At 40.1% G+C, this 22,903-nt stretch carries 25 protein-coding genes and 1 pseudogene; 10 read left to right on the top strand and 16 right to left on the bottom strand.

Annotated elements, in window-relative coordinates; all coding sequences use genetic code 11:
* Positions 1 to 95 precede the first annotated feature (95 nt).
* Positions 96 to 962 carry a GIY-YIG nuclease family protein gene (locus H6G73_RS21115; protein WP_190608039.1) on the bottom strand — a complete coding sequence of 289 codons (867 nt, stop codon included), beginning with the start codon at positions 960 to 962 and terminating at the stop codon, positions 96 to 98.
* Between the two features lie 360 nt (positions 963 to 1,322).
* Here H6G73_RS21115 and H6G73_RS21120 point away from each other — a divergent pair, with 360 nt between their 5' ends.
* The 3 genes from H6G73_RS21120 (at position 1,323) to H6G73_RS21130 (ending at position 4,259) form a co-directional block, all read left to right on the top strand.
* Positions 1,323 to 2,411 (top strand): DUF1350 family protein, encoded by a 1,089-nt coding sequence (locus H6G73_RS21120; protein WP_190608041.1) that lies wholly within the window; start codon positions 1,323 to 1,325, stop codon positions 2,409 to 2,411.
* A gap of 160 nt (positions 2,412 to 2,571) precedes the next feature.
* Positions 2,572 to 3,552 (top strand): aldo/keto reductase, encoded by a 981-nt coding sequence (locus H6G73_RS21125; RefSeq protein ID WP_190608043.1) that lies wholly within the window; start codon positions 2,572 to 2,574, stop codon positions 3,550 to 3,552.
* Between the two features lie 32 nt (positions 3,553 to 3,584).
* Entirely contained in the window at positions 3,585 to 4,259 is a 675-nt protein-coding gene (locus H6G73_RS21130) for a serine/threonine protein kinase (protein WP_190608045.1), read from the top strand.
* Between the two features lie 36 nt (positions 4,260 to 4,295).
* Here the strand turns inward: H6G73_RS21130 and H6G73_RS21135 are convergent, their stop codons facing one another.
* The 8 genes from H6G73_RS21135 to H6G73_RS21170 all read right to left on the bottom strand — a co-directional run bounded on the left by H6G73_RS21135 (position 4,296) and on the right by H6G73_RS21170 (position 11,002).
* Entirely contained in the window at positions 4,296 to 5,366 is a 1,071-nt protein-coding gene (locus H6G73_RS21135; RefSeq protein WP_190608047.1) for a hypothetical protein, read from the bottom strand.
* Positions 5,367 to 5,491: 125 nt separating this feature from the next.
* Positions 5,492 to 6,607, bottom strand: coding sequence for an LptF/LptG family permease (locus H6G73_RS21140; RefSeq protein WP_242034269.1), 1,116 nt, complete (start codon positions 6,605 to 6,607; stop codon positions 5,492 to 5,494).
* A gap of 158 nt (positions 6,608 to 6,765) precedes the next feature.
* Positions 6,766 to 7,494, bottom strand: coding sequence for an LPS export ABC transporter ATP-binding protein (gene lptB, locus H6G73_RS21145; RefSeq protein ID WP_190608050.1), 729 nt, complete (start codon positions 7,492 to 7,494; stop codon positions 6,766 to 6,768).
* 65 nt (positions 7,495 to 7,559) lie between these two features.
* Complete coding sequence (locus tag H6G73_RS21150; protein ID WP_390840584.1) at positions 7,560 to 8,012, bottom strand: LptA/OstA family protein; 453 nt, start codon at positions 8,010 to 8,012, stop codon at positions 7,560 to 7,562.
* 261 nt (positions 8,013 to 8,273) lie between these two features.
* Positions 8,274 to 8,669, bottom strand: a complete 396-nt coding sequence (locus H6G73_RS21155; protein WP_190608054.1) for a DUF309 domain-containing protein — start codon at positions 8,667 to 8,669, stop codon at positions 8,274 to 8,276.
* Positions 8,666 to 9,031, bottom strand: a complete 366-nt coding sequence (locus tag H6G73_RS21160) for a ferredoxin thioredoxin reductase catalytic beta subunit (RefSeq protein ID WP_190608055.1) — start codon at positions 9,029 to 9,031, stop codon at positions 8,666 to 8,668. Before H6G73_RS21160 ends, H6G73_RS21155 begins: the two co-directional genes overlap by 4 nt.
* A gap of 217 nt (positions 9,032 to 9,248) precedes the next feature.
* Complete coding sequence (locus H6G73_RS21165) at positions 9,249 to 10,409, bottom strand: DUF58 domain-containing protein (protein WP_190608057.1); 1,161 nt, start codon at positions 10,407 to 10,409, stop codon at positions 9,249 to 9,251.
* A 56-nt stretch (positions 10,410 to 10,465) separates the two neighbouring features.
* Positions 10,466 to 11,002: a P-loop NTPase family protein gene (locus H6G73_RS21170; protein WP_190608059.1), complete on the bottom strand. Its 537-nt coding sequence runs from the start codon at positions 11,000 to 11,002 to the stop codon at positions 10,466 to 10,468.
* A gap of 302 nt (positions 11,003 to 11,304) precedes the next feature.
* Between H6G73_RS21170 and H6G73_RS21175 the strand changes: the two genes are divergently transcribed.
* From H6G73_RS21175 to H6G73_RS21200, 6 genes are all read left to right on the top strand, one after another.
* Positions 11,305 to 11,886 carry an adenylate kinase family protein gene (locus tag H6G73_RS21175; protein WP_190608061.1) on the top strand — a complete coding sequence of 194 codons (582 nt, stop codon included), beginning with the start codon at positions 11,305 to 11,307 and terminating at the stop codon, positions 11,884 to 11,886.
* Positions 11,887 to 12,271: 385 nt separating this feature from the next.
* Entirely contained in the window at positions 12,272 to 13,015 is a 744-nt protein-coding gene (gene rph / locus H6G73_RS21180; protein ID WP_190608062.1) for a ribonuclease PH, read from the top strand.
* A gap of 17 nt (positions 13,016 to 13,032) precedes the next feature.
* Complete coding sequence (locus tag H6G73_RS21185) at positions 13,033 to 13,812, top strand: MlaE family lipid ABC transporter permease subunit (RefSeq protein WP_244997443.1); 780 nt, start codon at positions 13,033 to 13,035, stop codon at positions 13,810 to 13,812.
* Positions 13,813 to 14,051: 239 nt separating this feature from the next.
* Positions 14,052 to 14,774 carry a 6-phosphogluconolactonase gene (pgl, locus tag H6G73_RS21190; protein WP_190608064.1) on the top strand — a complete coding sequence of 241 codons (723 nt, stop codon included), beginning with the start codon at positions 14,052 to 14,054 and terminating at the stop codon, positions 14,772 to 14,774.
* A 97-nt stretch (positions 14,775 to 14,871) separates the two neighbouring features.
* On the top strand, positions 14,872 to 15,984 hold the full coding sequence (locus tag H6G73_RS21195; RefSeq protein WP_190608066.1) for an FHA domain-containing protein: 1,113 nt from the start codon (positions 14,872 to 14,874) through the stop codon (positions 15,982 to 15,984).
* 288 nt (positions 15,985 to 16,272) lie between these two features.
* Complete coding sequence (locus H6G73_RS21200; RefSeq protein WP_190608068.1) at positions 16,273 to 17,010, top strand: M50 family metallopeptidase; 738 nt, start codon at positions 16,273 to 16,275, stop codon at positions 17,008 to 17,010.
* Between the two features lie 96 nt (positions 17,011 to 17,106).
* Here H6G73_RS21200 and H6G73_RS21205 read toward each other — a convergent pair whose 3' ends face one another.
* From H6G73_RS21205 to H6G73_RS21220, 5 genes and pseudogenes are all read right to left on the bottom strand, one after another.
* Entirely contained in the window at positions 17,107 to 17,457 is a 351-nt protein-coding gene (locus H6G73_RS21205; protein ID WP_190608070.1) for a histidine triad nucleotide-binding protein, read from the bottom strand.
* A gap of 10 nt (positions 17,458 to 17,467) precedes the next feature.
* Complete coding sequence (locus H6G73_RS21210; RefSeq protein WP_190608072.1) at positions 17,468 to 17,629, bottom strand: hypothetical protein; 162 nt, start codon at positions 17,627 to 17,629, stop codon at positions 17,468 to 17,470.
* A gap of 27 nt (positions 17,630 to 17,656) precedes the next feature.
* Positions 17,657 to 18,274, bottom strand: coding sequence for a Uma2 family endonuclease (locus tag H6G73_RS24585; RefSeq protein ID WP_390840593.1), 618 nt, complete (start codon positions 18,272 to 18,274; stop codon positions 17,657 to 17,659).
* A gap of 174 nt (positions 18,275 to 18,448) precedes the next feature.
* Positions 18,449 to 19,108 (bottom strand): annotated as a pseudogene (locus tag H6G73_RS24590) (S1 family peptidase); the annotation flags it as partial.
* 36 nt (positions 19,109 to 19,144) lie between these two features.
* The gene (locus H6G73_RS21220; protein WP_190608098.1) at positions 19,145 to 19,750 is read right to left on the bottom strand and encodes a Uma2 family endonuclease; all 606 of its coding nucleotides are present in this window, start codon (positions 19,748 to 19,750) and stop codon (positions 19,145 to 19,147) included.
* Positions 19,751 to 19,901: 151 nt separating this feature from the next.
* On the opposite strand from H6G73_RS21220, the gene H6G73_RS21225 reads away from it, so the two are divergent.
* A complete protein-coding gene (locus tag H6G73_RS21225; protein WP_190608075.1) occupies positions 19,902 to 21,431 on the top strand; it encodes a YifB family Mg chelatase-like AAA ATPase in 1,530 nt (509 codons plus the stop codon).
* Between the two features lie 6 nt (positions 21,432 to 21,437).
* Here the strand turns inward: H6G73_RS21225 and H6G73_RS21230 are convergent, their stop codons facing one another.
* The gene (locus H6G73_RS21230) at positions 21,438 to 21,986 is read right to left on the bottom strand and encodes a DUF2231 domain-containing protein (protein ID WP_190608077.1); all 549 of its coding nucleotides are present in this window, start codon (positions 21,984 to 21,986) and stop codon (positions 21,438 to 21,440) included.
* A gap of 18 nt (positions 21,987 to 22,004) precedes the next feature.
* Positions 22,005 to 22,745, bottom strand: a complete 741-nt coding sequence (locus H6G73_RS21235; RefSeq protein WP_190608079.1) for an LmeA family phospholipid-binding protein — start codon at positions 22,743 to 22,745, stop codon at positions 22,005 to 22,007.
* Positions 22,746 to 22,903: the final 158 nt, after the last annotated feature.

Here is a 22,903-nt window from a genome sequence, read left to right on the forward strand (position 1 = left end):
AAAGGAATTTATAATCACAACTTAACTAATATATTTTAATTATTCGCCCAAAATTACCATATTTTGGGCTATTTTTATCTGATTTTTCTTAACATTCAACATTTCTGTATTTGTACTATATCCTTAGAGTAAGCATTTAATCTTTTTATAGCCTGCTTGAAAACCAACTGATAATTATATTGATTTTCTGAAGAAGAAATAAATATACTAGCACGACTCATACTGCAATAGGACTTTAATAAATCAATAGATATTTCATCCAGGCATCTAATATCTACTCCTGCAAGTTTCACTAACTTATACTCTTTGATTTGCTCAACTACCTCTGAATCAATTCGATGAATTTCTATAGCAACACCATTGACTAAAAGTCTTCTGTTGAAGAATAATCCACCATCATTTTCAATCTTTTTATTACCTTGATTAATCCAATTATTGGAGAAATTGTGTCGATGTTTGAATATTGATTTGAGAAAACGAATTATAATTTTTATGTCGCTACTGGGAAACCATTTAAAATTAATGCCAATATGTATCACCTGAAGAGATATCACAGATTTCTTGACTCTCCATTCCTCTCCAGTAGAGAGACAAGCTTCTACAAATTTTTGATCTTCTTGTCTTGGATCTTCTATACCTATTAAAAAACTATAGGGCGCAATAACCGTTAAAGTTTCTCGTAAAAGAGTTTCTGTTGGGCGAAAAATTTTATTTTTTACTATTGTGCCATTTAATTGTGGACTATACTCTCCAATCCGCTGCTTTTCAATTAAATCAAGTAGAGATTCATCAACTAATTCATAGTAAATCAGAAATTGTTTTTTACGTTGTCTCTGTAACTGAAATATTCTATGATGACTATTCCCTCTCCAGCGATTACGCAAATTTTTTGCTTTTCCTACATACCAAATAATAAATTCTTCATCTACAACATAATATATTCCTGATTGTTCAGGTAACATTTTTCGACTCTTGATGGATACATAAGACAATTGTGCAATGTATTCATTCTTATTCATGACTTTATCTATTTGTAGTCAGAGTGAGTTATAGTTGTAACCTCATTATCCAGTGCGATCGCTCTCTTTATATCCCTAAAGACAATGTAAAGAAAAGTTACAAGTTTTTGTAATTTATATGTGCAGTCAAGTATCACTTGAAAAGCAGTAAAGTTTATTTCTGCCCATTTACATAGTGCTTATCCTTCTGAAACAGAAATTTTAGAATATAAGCAGCTTTGATAATTTTACTTTCATGTTCCCTGGTTGTTATCGACCGCAATAACAGCAAAATTTTGTCCTGCTCATAAAATCACCAAAAATATGAAAACAGAAATGAAATTTGTTCCCGTTTCTCACAGCTGGTTAGCAGTAAACCCTCACCCGAAAGGAGTCGTTCAATTCATCGGTGGTGCTTTTTTTGGCACTTTTTTCCCCATGTTCTTTTATCGCTCCTTGCTCCAAACAATTTTTGACCATGGTTATACCATCGTTATCTACCCTTTTAACTTCACCTTTGACCATTATGCAGAAGCTGGTTTTTTAATTAGAGAACAGTATAATGTAATTCCCGAAATAGTGAGAATTGCCACACAAAATCCTGGCTATGAATTTACAAAATATATAGATGACAAAAACTATTATTGGTTAGGACATAGTATTGGTTGTAAATATATTTCCCTCCTAGAAGGTTTTTCAGCTTTGCCAGAAAATTCTGAAGCCAGAGATAAATTTATTCGCGATTTAATTACCGAAAACCCTGAAACTAAAACCTTCACTGCTGATGCTGTCATTGCTGACGTAGAAGCCTTAATTAACCAAGTCAGACGGGATTATATTCAGGCAAAAAAATTAGTGGAATATTACATCAGAAAAGCTCATCAAACACTCAATCAGAGAATTATTCCCACAGTTCAAGAAGCTACAATTAGTCGGATCTTCATTAAAGGACAGGCTTCTGTCCTATTAGCTCCCGTCAATAGCGGTACTGATAGTGCTATTCCCAAGCCATTAGCTGCAATTGTTGATGCCTTAGGTTTAGGAGTTAAACCAACACCTTCTTTAACATTCGACCTGATTAAAAAAGCCAAATTATTCAACTTATTAGGCTTAATTGCTTTTAATGATGATAAAAAATTAGCCTTCAATACAGTTGAGTGGTTTGATAATACATACGGGAAAGAAAATAGCTCTAATTATCACCCTGATTATCAAGATTTTCGCTTTACTCGTAATGGTGGTCATTTACGACCCTTGGGAATTCGTTCGGGAAATGTAGTCTTTAATTTTCCTGACAGTTTCCAAGTTCCCGTAATTGAACCTATTGAGCGTCGCATCCTAGACTTTGAAAAGTATGTAACTAACTTGTTAAGTAGTCTCGAACAAAAGCGCCGAGAAAAGGATAAGGAATAATCAATAAAATTGATAGATTAATCTGGAGGTATTACTTGTAATGCCTCTATTTTTATAGAATGTAAACACAATTGATCGTAAATTGGGGCGATCGCTCACACCAACTGTACTACACTGCTAATATATGACTTTTTTATCAGCAAATTTCTAGTAAGCACAGATGCCAAATAGCCAATCACTATCCCTCCCCACTATGGGATGCGGTACTTGGGCATGGGGAAATCAAATCCTCTGGGGATATAAAGAAACTATGGATGACCAGTTACAACAGGTGTTTAACCTGTGTGTCAATCATGGTGTTACCCTATTTGATACTGGTGATTCCTATGGAACAGGTAGACTGAATGGCCGTAGTGAATTACTGTTAGGACGATTTGCGAAAGAGTATCACGGACTTAATCAAGACCAAATTTGCATTGCCACTAAACTAGCTGCTTATCCCTGGAGATGGACAAGCCATGCCATGGTATCAGCTGGTAACGCCTCTGCTCAACGTTTGGGTAGAAACATTGATTTGGTGCAGATGCACTGGTCTACAGCTAATTATGCCCCTTGGCAAGAAGAAAGGCTACTAGATGGGTTAGCAGATTTGTATGAGCAAGGTTTGGTCAAAGGAGTCGGTTTATCCAACTTCGGTCCCAAACGCTTGTTATGGGTACAGAAAAAGTTTCAGGCAAGAGGTGTACCCATTGCTACCCTACAGGTGCAATACTCCCTCCTTTCCACCTATCCAGTTACAGAATTAGGTTTAAAAACCGTTTGTGATGATTTGGGAATCAAATTAATTGCCTATAGTCCTTTAGCATTGGGGTTGTTAACAGGTAAATTTACAGAAAACGGCCCCTTTCCCCCAGGCATTCGCGGCTTATTATTTAGACAACTCCTACCCGGTGCAAAAAGGATTTTAGAATGTCTGCGTGACATTGCCAATTTTCGCCATAAAAGTATTTCTCAAGTAGCAATTAACTGGTGTATTTGTAAAGGCACAATTCCTATTCCCGGTGCTAAAAGTGTGGCACAAGCTCAAAATAATATTGGTGCCTTAGGTTGGCAATTGAGTGAGAGTGAAGTGACAGAGTTAGATATAGCAGCTGCCAAGACAGATAAAAAAATGGTACAGAATATTTTTCAAACAAAGTAAATTCATATCTCTGGGTGAAAACAAAAAATTATATGCAGCAAATCCATCTCCATAAATTGATTGAAATCATCGACCAAGAATTACTACCTAACTTTCAAGTAGAAAGTGTTAACCCCCATGACCCTGTAGAAGTTCGTACTCTCCCTCATCCCTGGGAAATAGTAGGCAGAGGTAATTATGCTGCCGTCGTTTATCACCCTGACTATTTAGAATTTGTAGTCAAGATTTATGCCCCAGGACGGCCAGGATTTGAAGATGAAGTGGAAGTGTATAATCGTCTGGGTTATCATCCAGCCTTTTCTGAATGTTTATATGCAAAAGATGGTTTATTAATTCTCAAAAGATTACATGGAGTAACTTTATACGACTGCATTCAACGTGGGATAAAAATTCCCAAACAAGTTATAGAAGAGATAGACCAGGCTTTAGAATATGCTTCTCAACGTGGACTTCATCCCCATGATGTTCACGGCAGAAATGTAATGATGTATGAAGGCAGAGGATTAGTAGTAGATATTTCCGACTTTCTGTTTGAAGAAAAATGCGCTAAATGGGATAATCTCAAAAGAGCATATTACTGGCTTTATCTGCCCATAATCTCACCTCTGGGCTTAAGAATCCCCCCTTCTCTTCTGAATGTGGTTCGTAAAACCTATCGTTTCTTTTCTGGACTTAAAGAGAGAATTACCAAGTTCATTCAGCCCTAACACTAGTAGTGATGTGAATAGTAAACCTTCAACTTTTTATCTGGGATACTGGATTGGTACTTGCCCTGAAGATGGTAAATTAGCCGGAGAGTTTGTGATTGGTGGTTGCACTCCATAACTACCATAAGTAGGTTGGGATAATGGAATAGACTGCTGCACACCATAACTGTTGTAATTACCATATCCTCCAGGGTTAGAGGAATTTACAGTGGCTGGTCTTGGTTTTTGGTCAATGTATGTATTATTCGGTAGATTATAGTTGCCATAGCCATTTCCTGTTGCCGATATACCTGAATTAGGTAATGTTTGACTATTATTAAGAGGATAATTAGGATTTGGTTGAATGTTACTTAAAGCAGGATTGCTATTGTAAATCTGTCCAGCTACATTTGGACTAGTTTGTATTATTTGTGTATTTATTTCTTTAGCACTATTAATATTACTGTAAATTGGAGATGCCTGATGATATTGCTCCATTTCTAATGTCAATGGACTGCTCGTACCAGAAATGCGGTTATTGGTAACTTGATTGATTAACCCTGTTGGCAGGTAATCAACTGTAGTTACAGCAGTTTGTACAGGTGATGTTCTAATATTACTAGTCCTCAGAAACCTGCTATCAGTATTATTTAGATTTGTGTATAATAATTCTTCAGTTGCTAGGACAAAAGTATTAGCAGAATTAACTGTCTTGACATTACTAACCCCTATATTAGGGCTGGACTTAGCTAATTGGTTAGAATTATTTTGTTTATTAATGACATCTTCTATAAAGTTACTGTTATTATTTTCTGTTTTTTTCGCGGTAATATTCAAGTCAGGAAAGCTACTCACAGAAAAATCATTGATAATTACAGGCAAATTATCAATATCTGCGGCGATCGCTTTATTATCATCGGATATATCATCCTTATTAGCAGGTTGACTATTGACAACGGCTAGAGGCTGATTATCTGTAAGTAAATTAGGATTGAGCCAGTATTGCCACATTCCCACACCTACAAGCAATAAAAAAATTCCTGTTCCCCAAAAAGCTGGTTTTTGGAACTGAGATAACCTAGCTCTAAGATAGCGTAAGGATGCCGGGGGATAGTTGCGGTTAGCCATAATCAGGAATGGTAAAACCTGTTGAGAATATTCAATTTCTCAACGCTGGTATGGTAGTAGTCTTATCCTAAGGCTTTATCAATAATAATTTGTAGATGGAGATGATATTTCGTCAAAAATTCATATTATCTTTGAGCAATTCTCATTAATAATACTAAACCCACTCCCAAACCGAAAAAGTTAGGTAGCCAAGCACCAATAAATGGCGAAAGGATACCAGCCTGTGCTAAAGCCCCAGATACCGATAAAAGTAAATAATAACTGAATATGACTATAACACTAATACCAAAACTTGTTCCTCTACCTGTGCGTTGGGGAATAGTGCCCATGACTGAACCAACTAAGCCAAAAATGATACAGACAAAGGGAAAAGCTATTTTTTGTTGAATTCGCACTTCTAGTTTGCGGATTTTTTGCTGATTACCACTAAGACGTTCAATTTGTAGCTGTTCTATGGCTTGGGAAATATTCATTTCTCCATAATCACGGCTATTTTCTGCTAAATTCAGTGGTGTACGGGGTAATCGCAGTTGTTGATGTTCAAAGCGGAGAATATTACGATAGGAGCGATCTGGTGCTACTAAGTAAATTGTCCCATTGTAAAAATCCCAGACTTTTTGTGAAGTATTCCATTGAGCAGATTCCGAGACAACGATTTGACTGACTCCATCGCGGGAACGGTCGATGATGGTTAACCCTTTCATTCTCTGACCGTCAAATTGGTCAGCGTAAAACAAGCGTAAAAGAACCTTATTTTTAGTCCCGTCGGCTTCTTTCACTTCCTTGTATTCTGGATAGTAAATATTTTGTTGTTTAAATTTAGGTTTGTCGGACTTGAGGGCTTGTTCTAGAGTGATAGTTGCTTGGTAGTTAGCTGCTGGTGCGATTTGTTCATTGAAGACATAGGTCATGGCTGTGACGGTAGAACTTAACACAACGGCAGTTAGCACCATCCGATAGACACTGACACCGCATCCACGTAAGGCGATGAGTTCACTTTCACTAGATAGACGACTATAGGTCATCAAAGTTGCTAGTAAGGTGGACATGGGGAAGGAATAAACCATTACATAGGGCAGTTTTAATAAGAAAACTTGCAAAGCAATGGAGATAGGTAAACCTGATTCCACAACTTTCCGCAATAGTTCAAATAAACTATCAATTGCCAAAACTACGGAAGTAAACGCACCTACACCAAATAAGAACGGCGGTATCAACTGCAAAGCCAAGTAACGATCCATGATGGAAAATGGCAGCAGCGAACTGAGGGTGTAGAAAGGTTTAATATTCTTAAAAATCATGTTTTGGGGAAAGGGGAATAGGGGCACTAAATTACTTGTGGAGGTTATCAGCTATTGTTCCCTGTTCTCTAGTTGCAACTGAATAGCCATAACCACATTTATGCGGAGAAGTTATCACCTAAATAATATTGTCTGACCAGTGGATTGTTATAGAGTTCATCCGCAGTGCCAAAGGCGAGGATTTGTCCTTCACGCATGATGTAACCGCGGTCTGTGATGGCGAGAGTTTCCCGCACATTATGATCTGTGATTAAAATGCCCATACCGCGATCGCGTAATTGGGCCACAATTTGTTGAATTTCTGCTACTGCAATGGGATCAACTCCTGCAAAAGGTTCATCTAAAAATAAAAACTTTGGCCCTTCTTTCCCTGCCGCTAATGCCCTAGCTAATTCTGTCCGTCTTCGTTCTCCACCAGATAATTGAATCCCTTTACTATTCGCCACCTTCTCCAGGCGAAATTCTCTGAGTAAATTATGCACTCGTCTTGACCAGTCCCAACGAGGTACACCAGTCTGTTCTAAGACTAGTAAAATATTCTCTTTCACAGAAAGTTGACGAAATACACTCGCTTCCTGTGCCAAATAACCAATACCTAATCTTGCCCGTTTGTGCATAGGCAAACTAGTAATTTCTATATTATCTAACCAGACTCGCCCTTGATTGGGTTTTTCTAAGCCTGTAGCAATATAAAACGTAGTCGTTTTGCCAGCACCATTAGGGCCTAATAAACCCACCACTTCCCCTTGAGAAACTGACAGGCTGACTCGATTAACAATTGTTCGCTTGCCGTAGGACTTGTGTATATTTTCTAAAACAATTTTCACTATATTTGTTTTGCGAGGGTGTAGATGCTAGTTTAAGAAGGTGTTTTGTGTCCATCTAAACTACTTTAGTTAGAGCGTTTGAGGGCTGGGGTTTTGGGTGCTGGTACTTGATTAGCTTCTGTGTCCTGCACCATATAAATAGATTCTACTTGACGATTAGATTGGGGTAGGGCAATAAATCGTCCTTCATCAATTAAATAAGTCACTTTCTCAGCCCGAATGCTATTACCACCCTGTTGCAAAATATAAACATTACCACTGAAGTCAATGCGCCGTTCTTTACTAAAGTATTGTGCCTGGGCAGATGTAGCTTGGATTTGGCGGGATGGATACAGCATTTGCACATTTCCACGAGCAGTAATTACCTGGCTTTTGGCATCATACTCTTGTACATCTGAGCGAATGGTCAGGGGACGATTCCCCCCTGTTGATTGAGCCGCAGTTGGCACTTGTGAAGGCAAGATGACGCTACCAAGAATAGTGATTGGTAGGGTTAAGGCTAGTCCAATCCGAAACATTGAGGATTTGGGAAATGAAAAGGGGAAAACCATAGCTATTGGGAAAGGAAGATTGATGCTAGTAATCTCATTATCACAACTAGGTTAATCCAGAAATATCATCTACTGCCTGGATTAATTAACTCTTCCATATTTGACCACAGCGGTGATAACTGGCAACGGTTGACGCATTCCTTGACCTAAAGGTTTCACTACCATCACATCTTTGCTAATTCCCAGGGCAATTTGGTAATCACATGCCAGTAAGTATCTTGACTAACCTTAAGATTCTTCACTACATAAGATTTTCACAACTGGCCAAACCGGGTCTTCCCCTGTATCATTAGTGATCATCTGTTCAGGGTCTGATTGTTGTAGTGTGGTTAATAATGCACCACTGTCAGTTAACAATTCTTCAACGTTAATACCAGCAAAAATAGATGGGTAACGTCGCAAGCGATTTCTGCCTTCTCCTAGTAAAATCATGGCTCCTCGCCAGTTGCGATTACCAAGATGATATAGTCCTACTGCTATTTGCAGTATTCCTTGATAAAAGGTTTTTTCTGGCTCTATTGCCTCAATCCACAGAGCCTCTAATGTGTCATGACAAGCGTAGAACTGTTCTGAATTGAATTGTTCTACACCTTGCCAAAACTCTTGGGGCATGGTTTCCTTCATACCATGCTGTCTCTAACTTGCTTGATGGTGTCTAAAGTGATTTCTTGTTTGTCACCAGCAAAGTCATTGTCAGGAGTGAGGAATAGCATACAATGACACTCTTTGCGTTCGCGCATGGGAACACAGGGACAGTTCCAGTAAGCAGCGTTGACTTCTGCTTCTTTATCTTCATAATGACGACAAGGACATAGAGGTGAACCTAGTTCATCTTTATGTTTTGCTAGTCCTTCAATTACTACTGCGGTAACAGAAGGTTCAGAACAGAAGTATGTGCCAGTCCGCTTGGCGTATTGTTCAGAAAAATGCCGCATTGCTTCTAAACTTTTATCGCTGGATTGGGTATTAGCTTCTGATGAGATCATTGGATCGGCTACTCATAATTTAAATATTTCTTTGCATTGTACATCAGGGGCAGCACTCAATTACTGGGGAAAGTTCCCCAATCTCAATTTATGCCATCTGAATGGCTATGAGTGGAAATGCTTATCTGTCTTATGGAATAGAATGCAAAAGTTGGGCAAATCAGGAAAATTTAACTTTACAAAAGTGATTGAAACTTCAAATAGATACGATTTATATTCATAATTTATTAAGTGGTTTTTGTAATTGCAGTTGCAGTTCTTCTTGAGTTTGCAAGATGATGCCAGGATAATCGCGATTAATTACTACTTCACTAGTGGCTGAGGTGGGATTTTCCCATAATAACCAACGACTACCTAATGGGAGGGAGGAGAAGGAAGCGGGGTTTTGGGTGAGCCAAATGACTGGTTTATCATCTGGTAAGGGGCTGTATTCTTCTAAAGGGTTGGTGGCAGCTAAGGTATCGAGAACTACGCTATCACCTGTGATTAGTCCTGTGGCGGCTGTCCAAAGTTGGACTTGGATTTTTTGGCGTTGAGCATAAAAATATAAGGAGGCAGCGGCAATTACAGCTTGCTCAAAGTTTTCTTCTTGCCATTGGGCGGCACTATCTAAGGCGATAATCACATCTTGCCCACCAGTGATGGTTTCTAATTCTCGCACGCGCAATTCTCCATAACGCGCGCTGGTACGCCAATGGATGAGGCGGATGGAATCACCAATGCGGTAAGGACGTAGCGATCGCACTAAACCTGAAGCGGCTAACTGTAATGGTTTACCACGGGGATCGCCTCTTTGAGATTCATCTTGCCCAATTTCATCTACCAAGGGACAGGTATTTAAAGGTAGGACTGTGGGATAAACTACCGCCCTAGCTGGACATTCTCGTTGTCGGGAAGATTCAAACAACCCGGCAAAACCTCCATGGGTCAGTTTCACCGTGTGCCAGCGATATATGCCTCGACGCTGGGTAGGGTAGTAATAAGTCCAACGATAGGTTCCTTGGGGAGGAATAATTTCTACTTGGTGTGTAACAGGTTTACCCAGTACGAAAGGTAAATTATCGATCGCTCGCAACAAGATGACAGGTCGTTGCTTTTTGTTATGGATGTCAATTTCGATTTTGATTTCATCACCTGTGGTGACTGGGTGAATGGGTTGGCGTTTCACCACTAATTGACCAAGCGATCGCGGTGCGATCACAGCAGATATACCTAAAAAAGCTAACATCACCCCACTGATCACGTATAACCAGCCGATCATCGTGTTGATGGCACTAGCTAAGAAACACAGAGCAATGCCTATTAAAACCCAGCCACGGTAATCAGGGGTTGAGGCCCGGTATTCTAACCATTCAGTAATATTTTTGATAATTTTCATCTCAGCATTGGTCTGTCAGTGGTAGATTCTCCTGACCAACCATCATAATCCAGTTACTATGGGCGATGAGTACGGCGAATTTCCGTAATTTGGTCAGCTACTTCTAATAAAGATTTGGGCATCTCTGGGCCAGTCAGGATAATGTCAACGTGAGGAGGACGGTTGGCTAAAAATTCTAATACTTCTGCTTCAGGAATTAGCCCAAAATTAATGGCCAAGCTTAACTCATCTAAAACCACAAGGGAGTATTTACTGGCTGAGACTATTTGCTGAGTGTACTGCCATAAATCCTGTAAAGCTTGGGTTTCAGATTCGTCTAAATGTGGTGTATCAATACAACGGGGTAAATTGCAACGAATCCAATCAAGATTTTTGCCCATTTGGATTGGTCGGTCATGGCCTTGCCGAATACCACCTTTCAGGAACTGTACCACCAATACTGGCGTACCTTGTCCTGCAATTCTCAATGCTTGGGACATGACACTAGTAAAAAAGTTGCGGTGGGAGCTAGTAAAAACCTGTACTAGCCCCTCGACTGGGTATGGTAAGCTATCTGTTGAATTTAGACTGGGAGTTTCTAACTGGGCAACCATAAAGCAAAGTTTAAAAACTGAGAATAAATTTAAAGAAATTGTTACTGAAAATTGTAATTGCTCATCTGATCTGGGACAAACTAAGCAAAAGCTGTATAATCATCCTGTTTTGCACAGCTAGGCTAAATTTTCAGATTTGCATTCTTAGTCAAACACTACATTTGTTTTGAGTCAAGAGTTGATTTTATTTAACAGTTGCGTGTGAGGTATCTAAACATCTATTTATTTGCAATTTAGTTTGATTTTTTTGACAAACCAACCTTTTAAAGTATTGAATTTAACAGCGTTAGGAGTGAATTGTTGTGAAATTAGTGATTCTGGGAGGTTCAGGATCGGGGAAAAGCACTCAAGCCCAAAGGCTTTGCAATTTCTTTGATGTTCCTTTGATTTCCACAGGTCAAACTTTACGGAACTTCATTTATGATGATAATACCAATAGCGGCTACGCTGAACTAGGAAATTTAATTAGTCTAGCCAAGCCCTACGTAGAAAAAGGCGAGTTAGTGCCGGATGAAATGATGATTGAATTCATCCGTGTGCGTCTGAAACAACCAGATGTGATTAATGGTTGGATATTAGAAGGTTATCCTCGCACCGCATTTCAAGCAGAAGAATTAGACTTTTTGTTGGAAAGTTTAGGACAAAAGCTAGACTGGGCAATTTATCTGCAAGTTCCAGAAGCAGTAATGGTGAGTCGTTCCTTAGGTCGTTCTCTCCCGGATGACCAACCGGAGATTGTGCAGCGACGAGTAGAGTTATTTTACGATCGCACCATCCCCATACTAGAGTATTATGACCGTCGTCGTCGTCTTTTAACTATCAATGGCGACCAATTAGCTGAACAGGTACAACAAAATATTCTGACCTTACTATCTGGAACTTAGAATTTTCTCCAGTAATCCCTTTGACTAAAGAAGCAAGTCTAAATATTTGACCTGCTGTCGTCGTTTTAGTAATTTATTTTCCTGAATCAGTAGTAGGTGTGCAGAAAACATAACTGTTCACACTTTAAACATTGTTACTCATGAACTATTGACCAGCTGATGCCATCACTGGAACAGTGCATCGCAGGTGACAGGCTTGCCCTGAGTTTCGACTACGCTCAACTACCGCGTCAGTCGAACGGTGACAGTTCTAAAATTCATTGTCTAAGTTTGAGTTTTAGTTAATGTTCTAACTGCTTTGTCTACGGCTATAAATTGTCGAGACTATGTATTTTGCCTAACTACTGATGAACAAACATCATCCCCTAAATTTGAGGTAAATCCCATGGCTTGGCAACGTCCCGATGGTCGTCAACCTTGCGAACTCCGGCACCATAGTTTTGAACCAAACTTTACACGCTTTGCACCTGGTTCCGTATTAGCAAAATGTGGTGATACCCAAGTGTTGTGTAATGTCAGTATCACCGAAGGAGTCCCCAGGTTTTTACTGGGTAGTGGCAAAGGTTGGCTAACGGCAGAGTATAGAATGTTGCCAGCAGCGACACAACAGCGTCAGGAAAGGGAACTACTTAAATTATCAGGACGCACCCAAGAAATTCAACGCTTAATCGGTCGGAGTCTGAGAGCAGCATTGGATTTTAGGCTATTAGGAGAACGGACAATCACTGTAGATGCAGATGTGTTACAAGCAGATGCCGGAACTAGAACCACAGCCATTACAGGTTCCTTTGTGGCTTTAGCTTATGGAATTTCTCGACTATTAGAGCAAGGTATATTAGAGCGATCGCCTTTAACTAGACAAATAGCGGCTGTTTCTGTAGGTTTATTAGATGGAGAGCCATTTCTAGATTTGAACTATGTAGAAGATGTGGCTGCAACGGTGGATTTTAACGTTGTCATGAATCAAAATCTGGGCATTATTGAAGTCCAGGGCACGGCTGAAGAAGGTAGTTTTAGCCGTCACCAGTTAAATCAACTCCTCGATTTTGCCGAAACAGGAATTCAGGAATTATTAATTTCCCAACGACAAGCGATCGCTAATTGGGAGAGTTTATTGACCAATAATTAGTAAGTGATAGGTGACAGGTGATAGGTGAACCAAAAAGAGCTATAGAACAAGCTTGGAGTATTCGTTACTTTTCCACATTGTTGCTATTTGGGCAAATATGGCTGCATTTCCTGCAAGGAAAAACATATTACCGCAAAATTATTCAACATATGGTCACCGCTGGCCCAGTTTCCCTTCCTCCAGTCCTGCTTGTGGGCGGTTTTGCAGGCATGATTTTTACCATTCAAACTGCTAGAGAATTAGGCAGATTTGGTGCAGTGGAAACAGTAGGAGGAGCCTTTGCCGTGGCTTTTTGCCGAGAATTAGCACCAATTTTGACCGCGAGTATTATTGCCGGACAGGTAGGTTCTGCATTTGCCGCAGAACTGGGAGCAATGCAAGTCACAGAACAGATTGATGCACTTTATATGCTCAAAACTGATCCGATTGATTATCTAGTATTACCAAGAGTCATTGCCTGTTGTTTAATGATGCCTGTGATGATGATTTTTGCTTTAGTCATTGGCATCACTGGTGGCATATTTGCAGCATCAGAGTTTTATCAAGTAGCACCAGAAATATTTTTAAACTCAGTGCGAAATTTTCTGACAATATCAGACATGTTAATGATTTTGGTCAAAGGATTAATTTTTGGGTTGATAGTTGCAGTCAATGGTTGTAGTTGGGGACTAACCACCAAAGGAGGAGCTAAGGAAGTAGGAGAATCAGCGACCACAGCCGTAGTGACTACTTGGGTGACAATTTTTATTGCTGATTTTGTCTTGTCTGTGCTGGGAATACAACCCCTGACATTTTAAAGATTATTTAAGTTCAACGATCGCCTATACATATAGTCAACAAAATTTGGCATATATTGTAACTATTGACAGTTAGTACAACTGAATACTGACAACCGACTATAAATAGTGATAAAGAAGGTTTAGGTTGATAATTTGCCTAGTTACTTATTGATGTTAAAAGTTTCAAAAGTTAAACGGGGCAATTGTCATAAGTTCGGTATTGTATTGCTGGAAGCAGGCTACGTGATGAGAAAGCCATGAACAAAACGGTTGAAGTTCTACCGGACGTATCAGCGCTGGTAAACCGGTCGCTAGATTTGATCCTGTCTAAATTGGCAACTGCCATTAATGAGAGAGGACAATTTACCATTGCCTTATCAGGTGGTAGTACACCCAAGCCGTTGTACGAAGCGATCGCCTCTCAAAAATTGCCTTGGGATAAAATACATGTGTTCTGGGGAGATGAACGCTACGTTCCGCCAGACCATCCCGACAGCAATGAATTAATGACCCGTCGTGCATGGTTAGACAAAGTGCCAATCCCGGCAGCTAATATTCACGCCGTACCAACTTTAGCAGCTAACCCAGCCGTGGATGCAGCCCAGCATGAAAAACACCTACAAGAATTTTTTCATGTTACACCAGGGCAGTTTCCATCCTTAGATGTGGTTTTGCTGGGGATGGGTGATGATGCTCACACTGCATCTTTATTTCCGCACACCGCAGCCCTGAAAGTATGCGATCGCCTGATTACCGTAGGTAACAAAGATAATAGCCAACGCATCACTTTCACCTACCCATTGATTAATGCAGCGCGAAGTGTGATTTTCCTCGTTGCTGGAGCGAATAAACGACCTGCTTTAGCACAAGTTTTCGCCCCTGTCGCTGACGACTTCACCTATCCCTCTCGACTCATTCGACCCCAAGGAGAACTATTTTGGCTGCTAGATGCAGCCGCAGGTTTGGAACTCAAACCATAATTTTTCTCTCTAGGCTAGTTGTTAAAATCGAAAGTTAGAGTTGCTCCTCTGCTTGCCAGTAATATTTTTACGATGACCTTGACCAAGGCTTAAATCCATGATCGTCTGCCCTAATTGTAATCATCCCAACCCAGACGGCGCTGTTCAGTGTGAAGCTTGCTATACGCCGTTACCAGCAACCACCTACTGTCCCAGCTGTGGGGCAACTGTGCAGGCAGATGCTGCTTTTTGTGGTCAGTGTGGTTATAATCTACACTCCAATACAGCGGCCACTGTCGCAGCAGTACCAGCAACTGTGGCACCGGAAGTTCCTGTGGAAGTACCGCCATTAGTCACACCAGACCCAATGTTAGAACTTCTGCAACCAGATCCATTGGGAATTGCCGCATCAGTTACTTCTAATTTGCCACCAACGGCAGTAGCAGCACCACCAGCGGCACCAGCACCAGCTGCACCTCCTGTAGCGGCAGCACCACCAGTAGCACCAGCACCGGTTCCCGCTGCACCCCCTGTAGTGACAGCACCACCAGTGGCACCAGCACCAGTCCCTGCTGCACCCCCTGTAGTGACAGCACCACCAGTGGCACCAGCACCAGTCCCCGCTGCACCCCCTGTAGCAGCACCAGCACCGGAAGCCGTAACTCCTCCACCCATACCAGCGCAACTAGCACCAGAACTACTAGTAGCACCACCACCAGTAGCAGCCCCTGCACCAGACCCAGAACCAATAGTAGTGGTTGCTCAACCAGAACCTGAACCAGAACCAGAACCAATAGTAGTAGTTGCTCAACCAGAACCTGAACCAGAACCAGCCCCTGCACCCGCACCTGCACCAGAACAGGAAGTAGCATCTGTACCTGTAGCCAGAACCCAACTACAACAAGTGCTAGGACAGCTATTCCATGTTCAAACTAATCAGGAACTGGAATTACCACAAAATCTTTCCGTTATTCATATCGGTAAGCCCAACGATCGCATTCCTCCAGATATTGATGTTTCTGGATTTCCTAATTCCGAAATTGTCTCCCGAATTCATGCAGATATTCGTGTGGAAGGAGATGCTTACTATATAGAAGATGTAGGCAGTTCTAACGGCACTTACATCAACAACTTGCCTCTATTACCAGGGAATAGACACCGCTTACGTCCAGGCGATCGCATCAGTTTAGGTAAGGGAGATTTGGTGACCTTCTTATTTCAACTCTCTTAGCCACTCCCCCTTTACAAATCCAGACTAGGCTAGGGTGTATTCCCACAAACGCTGCTTTATTGAATTTCATTTATCCCAACAGCAAATGCTCCTGTTGAGGATGCAGCAATTATTTACAAAAGACGACGGTTAACTATTAATCGTCGTCATCTTATTCTTTGAGATTTTCAATTGGGAATCGTGAGTCATGCCCTTGTTTTCTTAAAGAGAAAGAATAGAATTATTATTAATAATTTAGTGATTTTAAAAACGGGCTGATTCAATAAAAATACTGAAGGATTTTCACCCATGCGAGAACCCCATCAAGATTTGGCATCATTATTTACTCAAACAGCCCCACCAGCAATGGAAAGAATGGGACTAACTTGGCTGATTGCCGCCGCCATAGCCACAACGATTCTCTGGCAAATTCCCGGAGGCAATTATATTTTATACCCCTTTACAATTTTAGCCACTTGGTTTCACGAAATGGGTCACGGCTTAATGGCCTTATTGTTAGGAGGAAATTTTCAGAAATTAGAAATTTTTAGTAATGGTTCCGGTCTTGCCCATTATGCCATGCGCTCAACCTTGGGAAATCTAGGTTTTGCCTTAGTAGCTGCATCTGGACCTATGGGGCCACCAATTGCTGGTGCAATTCTGATTATGGCTTCTCGTAATTTTCACAGTGCTTCCCTGAGTTTAAAAATCCTGGGTGGTGTTTTATTACTGTCTACATTAATTTGGGTACGTTCCTTTTTCGGATTATTGGCAATTCCTTTATTAGGGTTTCTAATTTTAGGAATTGCGTTGAAAACTCCCCAATGGGTACAAGGTTTTGCCATTCAATTTTTAGGGGTACAAGCTTGCGTGAGTACCTACCATCAAATTGATTATTTATTTAGCTATACGGCTGGCCCCTTGGGACTTTCTGATACAGGACAAATGCAAAGGTATTTGCTCTTACCTTATTGGGTATGGGGTGGTTTAATGGCTATAGCTTCCTTGGTGATTTTGGTGCAAAGTTTACGTATTGCCTATCGTTAGTTATAAGATTCAAGTTTTGATTTGTGCTATCAATGATCATGGCGGGCAAGATGCCCACCTCACCAGAGTTTCAATGGTTGGTAATATCGGGTAAAATCAACCGGGAGGCCATCCCATGGGGCGGCCACCTAAAATGTGAATATGCAAGTGATAGACTGTTTGACCACCATCAGCACCGTTGTTGATGACCAGACGGTAGCCATTGCTAAGTCCAGCTTGTTCTGCTACCAGTTTGGCTGTCAATAAAAGATGTCCTAATATAGCCTGGTCTTCCGGTTCTGCGTTAGCAACGTTGACGATGGGTTTTTTCGGGATCACGAGAATATGAACCGGTGCTTGGGGATGAAGGTCTTTAAATGCTAAAGCTAAGTCATCTTCATAAACGATATCCGCAGGAATTTCTTTGCGGATAATTTTGCTAAAAATGGTCTCTGTGGTTTGACTCATGCAGATTCACCTATTCATCTGCTAGAGATTTTAAGGTATGGCTGGGGCTGTGCAAAGCATTTGGTGTGGTGGTCTGGTTGGGGGCGATCGCTTTTTTTGCTAAGTTTGTATTAGATAGGGTATGACTACCAGAAATTATAAGGTGAGATATGGAAGTTTTAAGTATATACAATTCTGCTTGATTTTATATTGATTTTAATCAGATATTACCTGCTTGAAAAATCTGTTGTGCAGTCAAATTTAATTCTGGAAAAGTTGGGGATATTATCTTTTCATTATCTTTAAATTGCTGTACTTGGTACTCACCTTCAATCAATAAGTAAATAGATATCGTAGGCTGTTTAGGACTACCTATATAGCGAACACCACCTAAACCTAAATAATCAATAATCCAATATTCAGGGATGCCAATCTCTTCATAATCTCGTAATTTAGTCAAATAGTCATCACGCCAATTAGTGCTAACAACTTCAATAATTAAGGGAATAGATGCAGCTTGAGTTACAGTTGATTGTTTTTGCCAAAGTGGTTCATTGACTAAATTGGTTCGATTTAATAATAAAATATCCGGTACATAACCTGATTCACTTTCAGGTGGTTTGACTAATGCTTGTTTAGGAATGGAGTAAAACAGATTTAATCTATCAAATTCTACAGTTATTTTTCTAGCTGTAAAACCTATGATATCTTCCTGTTCATTCAAGAAACATTTTTCATTCTTTAGTTTATCTACAGAGAAAGCATAACCTATTCCTACATTAGCAGATCGTTCAATCTGTTTAGCGATTTCTAGTAAATTAGCATTATTTTGTGACAATTTCTCTATAATTCCTTCTATGGTGTCTCTATAATTTATGTTATCTTGTATTTTGTTATATCCTCTCTCAAAAATTCCTTTATTAAATATGGCATCATTAATTCTTTTTTCAATTTCTTTATCTTGTTGTTGTATGAAAGATAATCTTGTTGAATCTAGAAAGTCTATATTGTTTTTAACAACAGAATAAAAGGAACTAAAATTTTTATCTAAACCTGTTTCTTTGCGAGTAATAATGCCAATAACTTTGTGTGTAATTGGATCTATAAGTGGACTTCCTGAATTGCCACTATTGACACTTGCATCAATCTGTATAATATGACTACGATTCCTTTCATTAAAAGATGATATAATGCCTGTATGGCAAGTAAGTTGAAAATTATCAAAATGATATCCCAGGAAAAAAATAGGTTCTCCTATTCTTTTGTTTTCATGAATTCCAAATGAAAAATTATATAATTTTAATTTTTCTTCTCTTAGTTCAGGAATATCAAAAACAATATAATCATTTTTATTTTCTTCACTCAATGCCTGAATAAATGAACCATCTCTTTTCTCTCCTTTATTAGTTAAACCTGAAAAATAACCATCTTCATCACGTTCTAATTCAATTATTCCATTTAAAGGTTTATTGCGATCACTGTCATAAGTTTTTAAAACTATTTTTGATTCTTTCGGTGCTTGATAGACAACATGATAATTTGTGACTAAATAGCCATTAACCATGAATCCAGTCCCAGATGAAACTCGTTCTCCATCGAAGTTTATATGAATAATATGAATGATTCCTGATTGAACTTTTTCTACAATATCCGCAATAGAATTATTTTCCATATATTAATTATTCCTTTAATGCTAATACAAAAAAGATTATCTTGGCATAACATCATCTAATCGCAGTTGCAGCGAAGGTAAAAGAGGAGATTTAATAAACTCACCTAAACGATATTTTTGCTGGCTGTAATCTTCACCAATTAGTTGACAAACTGTAAATGTCGGTTGTTTTGGTTTACCCATAAAAACTACTCCACCCAACCCACGATAATCAACAATCCAATATTCAGGAATTCCTAATACAGCGTATTCTTCAACTTTACGTGCATAATATTTTTCCCAGGTTGTACTCACCACCTCAACTACTAATTTAATTGATTGTCCTAAAGCAATAACTGGTTCGTTTTCCCAAAAAGGTTCGTGGTGAAGCAGCGTTTCATTTAATACTACAATATCAGGACGACGGGCTGTGGTGGTTTCTGCAAAAGGACGGATAAGACAGGTGCGAGGAATAAACCAGGGAAGTTGGGCCTCAGTGATGGCAATACCCAGTTTAGTTGCCAGTTTACCAGCAACAGCTTCATGGGGGCCAGTTGGTTCCATGTCAATCAATTCTCCATCAGCAAGTTCATAGTGGGGGTTATTACCGTATTGGATGAGGAATTCTGCCAAGGTTAATGGTTTTGTGAATGCTTGAACTATAATTCACCTACATCTCTAGCTGCCATTATTGTAACTGGACGGTTTTGAGTACATAATTCTGATTATTCATCCCGTTCTTGAGTGGTTTTACTCATGCAAATTTACTTAGATATCTGTTAGAGATTCTAAAGGGTTACAGGTAAAGTCAGAAATGTTAGCTAGGGTTTGGAGTGCGTCAATTTTTGGTATTGATGCGGTGAAAGTCGGGGTAGAAGTGGATGTTTCCGGGGGTTTACCGGGAATTGTGGTGTTGGGTTTACCTGATTCAGCAATTCAGGAATCAAAGGAAAGGGTAAAAGCGACTTTGAAAAATGCCGGTTTTGCTTTTCCCCAAAGAAAGATTGTAATTAACCTGACTCCAGCAGATTTACGTAAGGAAGGGCCGTCTTTTGATTTGCCTATCAGTGTGGGAATTTTAGCGGCTTCGGAACAAGTCAGGGCTGATTTGTTAGGAGATTTTCTGTTTTTAGGGGAAATGTCCCTAGATGGTAGTTTACGTCCTGTAGCGGGGGTGCTACCGATAGCAGCTACGGCACAAAAAATGGGCATTTCTGGGTTGGTGGTGCCAGCAGATAATGCCCAAGAAGCTGCGGTAGTGGAAGGATTGGCTGTCTATGGATGTCAAAATATATCTGAGGTGGTAAATTTATTAAATAATCCTGGACGTTATCAACCTGTTCAGTTTCAAAATCGTGAGTATGGTGAACAGGTGTTGTCTGGAGGAGTAGATTTACAGGATGTCAAAGGACAAGCCCATGCGCGTCGGGCTTTGGAAATTGCAGCTGCCGGCGGACACAATCTGATATTCGTAGGGCCACCTGGTAGTGGCAAAACTATGTTAGCTAGACGCTTACCGGGAATATTACCCCCACTTTCTTTTTCTGAGTCTTTGGAAGTGACGCGGATTCATTCGGTGGCTGGGTTGTTGAAAAATCGTGGTACTCTGGTATGCGATCGCCCTTTTCGCAGTCCCCATCATTCTGCATCCGGGCCTTCTTTGGTAGGTGGTGGGAGTTTTCCTCGTCCTGGTGAAATTTCTTTATCCCACAGAGGTATTTTATTTTTAGATGAATTAACAGAGTTTAAACGGGATGTGTTGGAATTTCTCCGTCAACCCTTGGAAGATGGTTATGTGACCATTTCTCGGACTCGACAGTCAGTGATGTTTCCGGCCCAGTTTACTTTGGTAGCTAGTACCAATCCCTGCCCTTGTGGTTACTATGGTGATACGATTCAAGCCTGTACCTGTTCTCCCCGACAACGAGAACAATATTGGGCAAAACTGTCTGGGCCATTGATGGATAGAATTGATTTACAAGTAGCGGTAAATCGTTTAAAACCAGAGGAAATCACTCAACAAGCTACGGGAGAATCATCTGAGTCTGTACGCAAAAGGGTACAACAGGCACGCGATCGCGCTATAATTCGGTTCCAAGGTGAAGGAAATCTGCGATGTAATGCCCAAATGCAAAGCCGTCACCTACAGCGATGGTGTCAGTTAGATGACGGAAGTCGGAACTTATTAGAAGCTGCTATTAAAAAGTTAGGCTTATCTGCTAGAGCTAGCGATCGCATTCTCAAGGTAGCACGGACTATTGCCGATTTGGCAGGGGATGAAAATCTTAAACCCCAATATGTTGCTGAAGCTATTCAGTATCGGACAATTGACCGAATGCAGTGAATCTATTTAGGGATATCTTTTACTACCCGCACCCACTACACCGATTTTATGACGATAGGAAAGTTCTGCCCCAAACCACCCGGAAATGCTGGTTAATGTCCCCACAATTAAGGAAAGTAATAAACCCCAAGGTAAAATTCGTCCTTCTATATTTCCCCAGCGCAGAGAAAAGTTAATTACTGTAAATAATAGTAAAGAAATATTCAAAATCATGTGCGCCCAACCTGCGGCACGTTTGCGGACTCTTTCAATTTGTAAAAAGTCGCTCATCCCAATGACCGCAGCTATGATTCCTGTGAATAATCCTAATCCAATTAACCAAAAAGAAGCTCTAGCCCAAAAAACGTCACGGGTTAACCAATAGCCAAAATCACTCCCTAAAGCTGCGGCTAAAAAGGCGATGGGAAAGATTATACTCAGAGGATGGAGAGGATGTCCAGCGATCGCTACTGTACTGGGTACACCACTATCTTGATATTCTCGATCATCGCTTTCAATAATGGGTGGAATATGAGGAAAAGGAGTAGAAGTTGTTTCTGTTGTTGTTGTGTCCATAATTTTGCATCCAAATGATTAAGCAGTAGGAATTTGGGCAACATCAGCTGCCGCTTGCAAGGTGAGTTTTCCTGTATCCACCTCTAATTGGTTCACCCGCAGACTCATGCCTTCTAAATCAAAATTACTCAAATCTAAAATTTCACTGGTTGCATCAATTAAAGCCTGGGTTAATTGTGGTGAAACTTCCTGGTTTTGAGAACTTTCTACATCTTTTAAATAAACAGTTTTTCCATCAGCACTAATTTCAGGAACTGCTGAAAATGCCACTTTTTCAACTACTCCTGTATCGACCACTAAAACGCTGGCATCGATACTGACTTTACCGTTACCAGGTAAATCAAAATTCACATGTTCGGGAGAAATTTTTGTAGTTTGTCCATTAATTAAAATCTGCTGATTTTGCAATTGATTGCGAACATATTCTGAGTTAAATGCCCGATTTATATCTGCTGCGGTTAACACCACCCTAGCCTTACCCATAGCAGGTTTAGTCAGTTCTATTTTGCCTAAAGCTACACTCAGAGGATTGATAGCCACATTGTTGATTTGCATATCCATTTCTGCCATGCGGAGGTCTTTTTGCATAACGAGACCTTCACCCGCAATGGATACCGCTTCTACCTCTCCTTGAACTAATTTTAGAGGTTCAGCTTTGATGTTGACATCTAAATTTTCTACTGCATCTAACTGACTAGATATGCCCATTTCTGCCACTTTATTCAGTGCTTGTTCTCCTATTCCAGGACTTTCTGGCATTATCAATTATTCTCCTCTGAACAATTCTGGTCTGGTATCAGCTACCTGATGTATCTGTAGAGTCAACCCAAAATCGAAAATCTCAACTCCAAAATCAGATGACTATCTTTGAGTCAATCTAGAAAAATCAAAATCATAATTTATCTATCCATAGATGG

Origin of the sequence: Richelia sinica FACHB-800 (assembly GCF_014698825.1) — a bacterium.
Classification (GTDB): domain Bacteria; phylum Cyanobacteriota; class Cyanobacteriia; order Cyanobacteriales; family Nostocaceae; genus FACHB-800.